Origin of the sequence: Gordonia sp. (in: high G+C Gram-positive bacteria), from assembly GCF_020438995.1 — a bacterium.
Classification (GTDB): domain Bacteria; phylum Actinomycetota; class Actinomycetes; order Mycobacteriales; family Mycobacteriaceae; genus Gordonia.
Map to the genome: position 1 here is coordinate 1 of NZ_JAGQTN010000204.1, position 9,623 is coordinate 9,623.

General features: G+C 66.1%; 9 protein-coding genes. All 9 read right to left on the bottom strand.

Annotated features, from left to right (window positions below; all coding sequences use genetic code 11):
- The coding region (locus tag KDB67_RS14730; RefSeq protein WP_291017044.1) for a WS/DGAT domain-containing protein at positions 1 to 1,328 on the bottom strand (1,328 nt) is incomplete at its 3' end.
- 4 nt (positions 1,329 to 1,332) lie between these two features.
- Positions 1,333 to 2,580 carry a serine protease gene (locus KDB67_RS14735; RefSeq protein ID WP_291017046.1) on the bottom strand — a complete coding sequence of 416 codons (1,248 nt, stop codon included), beginning with the start codon at positions 2,578 to 2,580 and terminating at the stop codon, positions 1,333 to 1,335.
- Between the two features lie 231 nt (positions 2,581 to 2,811).
- Positions 2,812 to 3,495 carry a GntR family transcriptional regulator gene (locus KDB67_RS14740; protein WP_291017048.1) on the bottom strand — a complete coding sequence of 228 codons (684 nt, stop codon included), beginning with the start codon at positions 3,493 to 3,495 and terminating at the stop codon, positions 2,812 to 2,814.
- Between the two features lie 59 nt (positions 3,496 to 3,554).
- A complete protein-coding gene (urtE, locus tag KDB67_RS14745; protein WP_291017057.1) occupies positions 3,555 to 4,247 on the bottom strand; it encodes an urea ABC transporter ATP-binding subunit UrtE in 693 nt (230 codons plus the stop codon).
- 2 nt (positions 4,248 to 4,249) lie between these two features.
- Positions 4,250 to 5,086, bottom strand: coding sequence for an urea ABC transporter ATP-binding protein UrtD (urtD, locus tag KDB67_RS14750; protein WP_291017050.1), 837 nt, complete (start codon positions 5,084 to 5,086; stop codon positions 4,250 to 4,252).
- Positions 5,083 to 6,216: an urea ABC transporter permease subunit UrtC gene (gene urtC, locus KDB67_RS14755; protein WP_291017052.1), complete on the bottom strand. Its 1,134-nt coding sequence runs from the start codon at positions 6,214 to 6,216 to the stop codon at positions 5,083 to 5,085. The genes urtD and urtC overlap by 4 nt, the downstream gene beginning before the upstream one ends.
- Entirely contained in the window at positions 6,213 to 7,100 is an 888-nt protein-coding gene (gene urtB / locus KDB67_RS14760; protein ID WP_291017054.1) for an urea ABC transporter permease subunit UrtB, read from the bottom strand. The genes urtC and urtB overlap by 4 nt, the downstream gene beginning before the upstream one ends.
- A gap of 142 nt (positions 7,101 to 7,242) precedes the next feature.
- Complete coding sequence (gene urtA / locus KDB67_RS14765) at positions 7,243 to 8,529, bottom strand: urea ABC transporter substrate-binding protein (protein WP_291017055.1); 1,287 nt, start codon at positions 8,527 to 8,529, stop codon at positions 7,243 to 7,245.
- A 302-nt stretch (positions 8,530 to 8,831) separates the two neighbouring features.
- A complete protein-coding gene (locus KDB67_RS14770) occupies positions 8,832 to 9,617 on the bottom strand; it encodes an enoyl-CoA hydratase (protein ID WP_291017059.1) in 786 nt (261 codons plus the stop codon).
- Between the last annotated feature and the right edge of the window lie 6 nt (positions 9,618 to 9,623).

Genomic DNA, 9,623 nt, shown 5'->3' on the forward strand with positions numbered 1-9,623 from the left:
ACCCGATCCAGCGCGCGACGCAGCATCTCGACGTAGGCGTCGACGTCGACGATCTCCGGCGACGTCGTGACCGAGATCGCGACCGCCGAGCCGATGCCGTGCACACCGTGGGTGAGCCCCTGACACGGCGACAGGGCGGGAAAGCCGGTCGTGAACCGGACACGGCCGCCGGCCAGGGCCAGATCGGCCGGTCCTCTGTTCACCGTCGACACGACGGTCACGCCGGTGACAGTGTCCGGTCCGGTGCCGATGTCGAACTGCCGGATCGCCCAGTGCGCCAGGATCGCCGGGGTGGCGGACTCGGCCCGGTACGCGGACTCCGCCACGGGGTCGCGAGCCGCCGCTTTACGCTGCGCGGCGGTCACCTCCTCGGCGATTCTCGACATCCGCACGCCGACGTCGTCGGTCTCCTGGTGTAGGTCGACGGCGACGTTGCCGAAGTTGTTGCGCACGCCCGGCCGCGGTGGTCGACCGACTGTCAGTTCGGCCGTCCGCCGGGGTACCGGACCGAGCAGTTCATCGAGGGCGAACGAGATCGCGGTCAGCGCGGCTACGGTGACGCTATGGCCAGGGGGCAGCGAACGGCGATCGAGCACGATCACCCGCAACGTTCGCCCGGGTCCGGCCGACCGATTGAGTTCGGTGGCCGGAACACCCACCACCCCAGGCGCTTCCGGATGTGCTCGACGGACGGCCGTCCGGTATTCGGCAAATGATCGCAGGCCCAGCCAGACCATCGAGGCAACCGACACCGGCAGCCGGGCCACACCCAGGGCGGCCGCTCCCCACCGCGCCGACGGTAGCCACCCGGAGACGGGCTCGTCACCTCCGGCGCCATACTGCGGCGGCACCACGCCGAACAGAGCCCGGCAGATCGCCGCCGTGCCGCGCCCGTCGGCCACCGCGTGACTGATCTGCAGGACCGCCACGATCGCCCGGCCCTCACCGGCGGAACAACCCCTCGGAGCCCCGGTGAGCGGCCCGAAAAGATGTATACGCCAAGCTGATTCGGATGGATCGACCTGGTCGTCGTTGAGTTCGCCGATCCTGTCGAGGCATTCGCGCCAGGTGAGCACCGGATACACGACGACCGCTTCGGGACCGACGCCGGAACCCACCCAATACGGGCGGTCGAGATCACCGGGAACGTTCAGAACCCGTAGCCGCAGGTCGCCGACGCCGCGCGCCCGTTCTCGCAACTCCCGCACCACCTCAGCCATGGAGACCGCGGGGTCGGGGGCGTCGAAGCAGTAGACGACGAACTGGTCGCTCGGCATGATCGCCGATCGCCAGTACATCGCCGCATCCGGGGCCGACATCCTCCGCATCGGTTCACGGTACCGACCCGGGGACCGAGCGCCGGGGTACCGCATGCGGGAGTGTCACGTGTCGGGCCACCGGGTGCCCGACCGCCGACGGGCCGGACCGCGGAATCGGGGACACCGCTGACCATCCGGCGAATTGCGGTGCGTAGTAGGGGCTTTGCGGAGGAACACCGGGTGGGTGAACCGGTGCGGGCATACGCGAACACCGGCGACGCAGCCGCACCGCGATGAATACGATCACCACCACCACGACCACCGCACCGGCCAGCGGTGCCGCCCAGGCCGACACCGACCGTCGGCCTTCCGACTCCGGTTGTGCCAGAACGATATTGTTCGACGACAGGTAGCCACGCAGGGCCAGATTGTCGGTGATGAAGTTGAAGCTGTCGTTCTCCTGCGGCAGCGAGTTGCCGCAGGAGTTGGTGCCGATCACCTCGCCGGCGGAATTGACCGTCGGCCCACCGGACATACCGCTGCCCATCGTCGCCGAGACCTCCGTCCGGGCGATACCGGAATCGTCGACCTGCCGCGACGAGACCGTCCCCGTCTTGTACGACGGCTGCGGCACCTCGGCACCGGCAGCGTTCGGCTGCACCGCACCGGGAAAGCCGACGCTGATCACCGACTCCCCGAGCGTCGGCGTCTCATCGGAAACCACCAGCGCGGGGAGTTCTTTCACCGGGTTCACTTTGATGACGGCATTGTCGCCGGCCGTGAATCGCTGATAGTCCAGCACATCGGCGACGGCCCAGGACCGCAGTACCTGCGCCGGCCCCTCCGGTTGCCGTACGGACACCTCGACCATCGGAAAGCCGGCCCCGGCAGCACCGATGACGGGCCACTTCTCGGCGACCGCCTGCGCATATTTCTTGCGCAGCCAATCACTGTCCTTGCCAAGGGTTCTCGCCACGTCGATGACCGACTTCATCCGTAGCGCATTGCGGATCCCGTCGTCGTCGCCGTCCACGCAATGGCCTGCCGTGACAATATATCCGCGCGGATCGACCACGTATCCCGAGCACTGCCCGTTGACGACGAGCAATTCCGACCACGACGCGCCCACGGCGTCGGTCACCTTCACCCGGCCCATGAACCGGGTCCGGACGTATACCAGCGACGAGCCCACCTTCTCAATGACCGCCGCATTTCCCTGGTCTGCGACTGCCACCGGCACACCCGAGATCAATCCCGGCCCGGCCATCCCCGCGAACAGCAACCCCGACACGACAGCGACCCCAATGATCCTGCGCAGCACGCAGCCCCCTCATCCCCGCGCCGACCGGGCAGCGCCTCCCCCGGTTGTCCCACAGCCGCGATTCATGCGATGTGCCGAACTCCCCGGCCCCATGGGCAACAGACCGTACCCGACGGTCCCGCACCTGTCAGCCGTCGACCTGGCGGCCTGTGGACAACTCCCCCGGTTCCCGCGATCAGAACCGCGTCGCGCGAATCGGTTGTCGCGACATTTGATTCGCGGGGTGCGGTTTCAGCCGCGGGAAGTGAGCCCGACCTCGACGAGGCGCCGCGAGTCGTCGATGTGGGCGGCGAGCGCGGCGCGGGCGCCGGTCAGATCCCCTGACAGGAGTGCCTGTGCGATCGTCACGTGGTCGGCGACGATCATCTCCGCACGCCCCGGCGTCGGATAGTCCAGCGACCACGCGGCCCTGATCGGCTTCTGCAACACTGTCAGGGCCTCCGCCAGCGCCGCGTTTCCCGACGATGTCAACAGGATCCGGTGAAAGGCATCGTCGGCGATCGCAAAGTCGATGTCGGCGACGAGCGGTCCGTCCCGCATCGCCAGCCACCGGTCCAGCTCCGGACGCAGCATCACCGGATCGTGACCGTCGGCCCGCCCGTCCCGGACGCGGTCCAGGCCCGCGAGCTCGACGAGCGCACGTGCGTCGTAGTACTCGGGCAGTCCGTCGAGCCGGGGTCGCACCGGGTACAGGATGTTGCCGCGCCGCTCGATCAACCCGTCGGACAGCAGCCGCGCCAGCGCCTCGCGTACCGGGGTGCGTGAGGCCCGGTACCGTTCGGCCAGCCGCTCCTCGCCCAGCCTCGTCCCCGGCCCGAACTCCCCGCCCGCCAGATCGCGTCGCAGTTCGCGATAGATGCGCTGCGACAACGATTCTCGCTGTGGAATCCGATACTTGTCCTTGGTCCCCGACATGACGCCCGCCTTTGGAATCGTCCCCCGAATTCAGCTGACCGCCCCGAATTCGCCCCCGATCAGATCGTCATGGCCTCGCGCACCTTCTGCTCGGCACCGGCGCCACCGGTGCCCGACGAGGTGACCCGGCCGCTTTCGAGCACGTAGTAGCGTTCGGCGGCGCCGAGGGCGAAACCGATGTGCTGTTCCACCAGCAGCACGCCCAGGCCACCCCGCTCGGTCAGCGAGGTGATCGTCTGCTCGATCTCGGCGACCACCGACGGCTGAATACCCTCGGTCGGTTCGTCGAGGATCAGCATCTTCGGCTCGGTGATCAGCGCCCGCGCGATCGCCAATTGCTGGCGTTGCCCGCCCGAGAGCAGACCCGCGCGGCGCGTGAGCAGATCCTTCAGCGCCGGAAACAGGTCGAGCATCTCGTCGATCAGTTCCTTTCCGCGTTTGCGGCCGTCGGCCACCACCTGCAGGTTCTCGGCGGTGGTCAGCTGCGGAAAGCTCTGCTGCCCCTGCGGAACATAAGCGATGCCACGGCGGACCCGGCCGCTGGGCCGCAGCGACGAGATGTCCTCGCCGTCGAACACGATCTTTCCCGAGTTGGTCTTGACCAGACCGATCGCCGCCCGCAGCAGGGTGGTCTTGCCCGCACCGTTGTGGCCCATCACCGCGACCACTCCGTCATCCGGAACCTCAAGGCTCACACCGTGAATCACCTCGGTACGCCCGTATCCCGCGCGCACGTCCTCCAGCACCAGCATGCTCATTCCCCTTCCACAGAAACGTCGGCCCCGACGGCCGAGGCGGTGCCGAGGTAGACCTCCTGCACCTTCGGATTGGCCTGGACCTGTGCCACCGACCCTTCGGCGATCACCTTGCCGCGGGCCAGCACCGACACCGACGTCGCGAACGAACGCATGAAATCCATGTCGTGTTCGACGACGACGACGGTGCGTTCACCGCCGATACGGCGCAGCAGCTGCCCGGTCTCCTCGCGTTCCTCACCACTCATCCCGGCCACCGGCTCGTCGAGGAGCAGTACAGATGCGTTCTGCACCAACAGCATTCCAATTTCGAGCCATTGTTTCTGGCCGTGTGCCAGTACGCCGGCCTTCGTCTCACGGTGATCGGCCAGGCCGATCGTCTCCAGTGCCTCGGCGATCTCGTCGGGAATTCCGGCCGGGCGCCGGCGCAGCATCGTCCACACCGAACGTCCGGCACCGGCCGCGATGTCGAGGTTCTGCAGCACGGTCAGTTCCTCGAAGACGCTGGCCGTCTGGAAGGTCCGGCCAATACCGAGCCGGGCGATCTGGTGGACCTTCTTGCCCACCAGTTCCACGCCCGACTTCTGAATGGAGCCTGTCGATTTCACCAGTCCGGTGATCGCGTCGATGATGGTCGTCTTGCCGGCGCCGTTGGGCCCGATGAGAAAGCGCAGATCGCCCTGCATCAGGGTCAGATCCACACCGTCGACGGCGTGGAAACCGTCGAACTCCACTCTCAGGTCACGGATCTGCAGGTACTCGCTGCTCATGCCCGCGTTGCCGCCGGCGACCGGCTCCGGTTCGGTGGTCGTGTTCACATCGGTTGCCGGGCTCATAGCGCTTTGGCTCCTTCTGCCGGGGAATTCCCGGAATCGGTTGCGACGGTGGCGATATCGGTGGTGGCCGACGATGTGGCCGGTGCCGGTTTCCACCGCTTGGCCAGTGCGCCGAGCCCGGCCAGACCGGCCGGGAAGAACCCGACGACCAGGATGAAGATGAGGCCCTGCGCGTAAGTCCAGCCGGACGGGAAGTTCTCCGACAGGCTCGTCTGCGCCCAGGCCACTGCGATCGCGCCGAGCACCGGGCCGAGCAACGTGGTGCGCCCACCGATGGCCACACCGATGAGGAAGGCGATCGACGGAACCACACCGATGTCGTTGGGTGAGACGATGCCGACGATCGGCACGAACAGCGCGCCGGCGATACTGGCGAACAGAGCGGCCACCGCATAGGCGACGACCTTGACATTGGCCGGGTCATATCCCAGGAACCGCACGCGCTCTTCCTGATCACGCACTGCCACAAGCAGTTCGCCGTAACGGCTGTACATGATCTGCCGGGTTACGGCGACGATCACGAGCAACGTGGCTGCGGTGATGAAGAACAGCAGGCGCCGGTTGGCCGGGTCGTTGAGCGCGAGTCCGAAGAAGCTCCGGAAGTGGTTGATGCCGTTGCTGCCGCCCGTCGTCTTCTGCTGACCGACCAGCAGGATCGCGAAGGCGGCCACCAGCGCCTGCGACAGGATCGCGAAGTAGGCGCCCTTGACCTTGCGTTTGAACACGCCGAGACCGAGGATCACCGCGACCAGCACCGGGATGACGACGATGCCCACGATGGTCACCACAGGCGACGCGAACGGTACCCAGTAGCCGGGCAGTTCGGTCAGGCCCGCGGTCTGCATGAAGTCGGGCACATCCTGGCCGCGCAGGTCGGCGTCGGCGATCTTCAGGTGCATCGCCATCATGTAGGCGCCGAGACCGAAGAACACGCCCTGACCGAGGGTGAGCATTCCACCGCGCCCCCACGCCAGACCGATTCCGACGGCGACGATACCGAAGCAGAGGTATTTGCCGAGCTGATTGAGCCGGAAGTCCGACAGCAGCGCCGGAGCGATCGCGAACAGCACGATCGCGGCAATTGCGAAGCCGGCGTACACCTTCCAGCTGTTTGCCAGATTGTTTCTCACACCAGACTCCTCGTCCGGACCGTGAACAGGCCCTGCGGTTTGATCTGCAATGCGATCACGATGATGACGAAAACGACGACCTTGGCCACCGATGCGGTGGTGCTGTATTCAATGAATGAATTGAGCAGGCCGAGAGCGAATGCCGCGATCACCGCACCGCGGATCTGGCCGAGTCCGCCGAGGACGACGACCAGGAAGGCGTCCACCAGGTACGACATTCCGGTGTTGGCGCTCGTCGAACCGATCAATGTCAGCGCGACGCCCGCGACGCCCGCCAGCCCCGAACCGACGAAGAAGGTGGTGATGTCGGTGGTGCGGCTCGAAATGCCGCTCGTCTCGGCCAGGTCGCGGTGTTGCACGACGGCTCTGATCCGGCGGCCTGCCGCGGTGTAGCGCATCGCGGCGGCCACCGCGCACACGCAGACCACCGCGAGCACCATGATGAAGATGCGGGTCTTGGGGACGACGGCCCCGAGGATGTCGAACGAGCCGTCGAGCCATCCGGGCGCGTCGACGTACACGGCGGGCGCCCCGAAGATGTCGCGGGCGAGCTGTTGCAGCACCAGCCCGACGCCGAAGGTCACCAGCAAGGTGTCCAGCGGTCTGTCGTACATCCGCTGGATGAGCGTCACCTCCAGCAGCACACCCATCAGGCCGGCGACGATGAATCCGATGACCAGCGAAACCAACAGCGACACATCGGCATTGGAGACGATGTGCTCCTGCACGGTGTACGCGGTGTATGAACCGGCCATGATGAAGGCGCCATGCGCCATGTTGATGACGCCCATCTGGCCGAAAGTGAGCGTCAGGCCCAGTGCCGCGAGCAGCAGGATGGATCCGAGACTCAGACCGGTGAACGTCTGACCTACCAGCGTTTCCACTCCTCTTCCTCTCTACGTCGGTCACCCCGGCAGGGCGACAGGTGGCACTTCGGGCCGGCGCGGCAATGCCCGCACCGGCCCGAAGCGGTCACAGGGTTGTCAGGCCCGCCTTATCCCAGGCCCGTGCTATCCCAGGCCTGTGCTATCCCAGGCCCTTGGCCCAGTCGTAACCCTTGAGGTAGGGGTCCGGATCGATCGGCTTGCCCGAATCCCACACCGTGTAGATCAGGCCGTCGTTGCGGATCTCACCGATCCGGGCGGTCTTGGTGATGTGGTTGTTCTCGCCGTCGATCGTCACGGTGCCCTCGGGCGCGTCGAAGCTCACGCCGCCGGCGGCCTTCTGGACGTCCGGCACCGCGAACGAGTTGGCCTTCTCCACCGACTTCTTCCACAGGTAGACCGAGGTGTAGGCGGCCTCCATCGGGTCGGACGTGGGCTTCTTGGCACCGTACTTGGCCTTGTACGCCTCGACGAACGCCTTGTTGGCAGGGGTGTCGACGGTCTGGTAGTAGTTCCACGCGGTGAGCTGGCCCTCGATGTTCTGGACACCGATGCCGCCCACCTCTTCCTCGGCGATCGACACCGACACGACCGGCATCTTGGCGGGGGTCAGGCCGACGTTCTTGTACTCGCGGAAGAACGCGACGTTGGAGTCGCCGTTGAGGGTGTTGAACACGGCCCCGGCACCGGCCGAACGCACCTTGTTGACGATGGTCGAGAAGTCGGTGGAGCCGAGCGGGGTGTAGTCCTCACCCTTGATCTCGATTCCGTTCGCCTTGGCGTATGCCTTGATGATCCGATTCGCGGTCTGCGGGAAGACGTAGTCACTGCCCACCAGGTAAATGGACTTGACGCCCTTTTCCTTCAGGTAGTCCAGGGCGGGAACAATCTGCTGATTGGTGGTGGCACCGGTGTAGAAGATATTCTTCGACGATTCCAGGCCCTCATACTGGACCGGATAGTACAGGAGGGCGTTCTTGTCCTCGAACACCGGCAGCATCGCCTTGCGGCTCGACGAGGTCCAGCCACCGAACACCGCGGCCACACAGTCTCCGCTGATGAGCTTCTCGGCCTTCTCCGCGAACACCGTCGGTTCCGACGCACCGTCCTCGCCGACCAACTCGATCTGCTTGCCCAGCACACCACCGGAGGCATTGATCTGCTCGACCGCCAGCTTGATCGAATCACGAACTGTGACTTCGGAAATCGCCATCGTTCCCGACAGCGAGTTGAGCGAGCCGACCTTGATCTTACTGCCGGAGGTGTCCACGCACGATGCGGCCGACGACGAGCTCTCGTCGTCGGCGGAGGCACCGCAGGCGCTCAGCGCCACAGCCACCACCGACAACGCGGCCGGCAGTGCCAGGGCGAGTCGGCGGGGGTTTCTACGGCGGGACGCACCTGTCCGCGTCGGGAAGTCTGACGGCATAAGGGAGCCTTTCTTGAGCATCTCTGATGACACCGGGTATGCCGCGACTACAACACGGAAAGCAATTCCGTCGGTGCAGCATTATCATCTTTGAACACCCGGGGCGGTTCAACCGCGTATACAGGGTTTGTATACAAGAGAGAAAGATAGGGCCGGTGTGTTACCGCCATGTGAATCTACATAAACAACCGGTTTCCGGCTCGTTACCACCAGAATTTTCGAACCATATCTGGTTCGCGAAACAAAAGACCCGCCGGCGACAGTGCCGACGGGTCCTCGCGCCCGCGCCGCTGCGGAACCGGTCAGCGGTCGGCCCATACCGGCGCCCGTTTGCCGAGAAACGCCGATATCCCCTCCTGCGCGTCGCAGGTGACGGCATTGCCGGCCATCGTCTCCGCCATCAACGCGTAGGCATCGGGTTCGGCGGCGTCGACCTGCGCGTAGAAGGCCCGTTTGCCGATGGACACCGTCGACCGGCTCGAACCGGCGATCCGCAGGGCGAGCCCGCGCACCGTCGAGGCCAGTTCTCCGGGTTCGACGACGTCGTTGACCAGCCCCCAGTCGGCGGCGGTCGCCGCGTCGATCGGATCGCCGGTCAACAGCATCTTCATCGCGCGCTTGCGGCCCACCGCCCGGGTGAGGGCCACCATCGGTGTCGAGCAGAAGAGCCCGATCCGCACGCCGGGGGTACTGAAGGTGGCCTCGGTCGACGCGACGGCGAGATCGCAGGTGGCCACGAGCTGGCAGCCGGCGGCGAATGCGGCGCCGGCCACCTCCGCGATCACCGGACGGTCCAGGTCGTGTACTGCGGTCATCAGCTCCACGCAGGTGTCGAATACGGCGCGTTCGTCCTCCAGCGTGCGGTCGCGCAGTTCGGCCAGGTCGTGGCCGGCGGAGAAGGCCGGCCCCTCGGCGCGCACGATCACCACCCTGACTTCGTCGTTCTCCCCGAGCTCACGCAGGGCCGCGATGATCGCCCGCATCGTGTCGGTCGACAGGGGGTTACGCCGACGTGGAGCGGCCAGGGTGATGATGCCCAGCGGCGCTTCGACGTCCACTGCGACAGGTCCGGGAGTGACTGCCGCCACATCTGC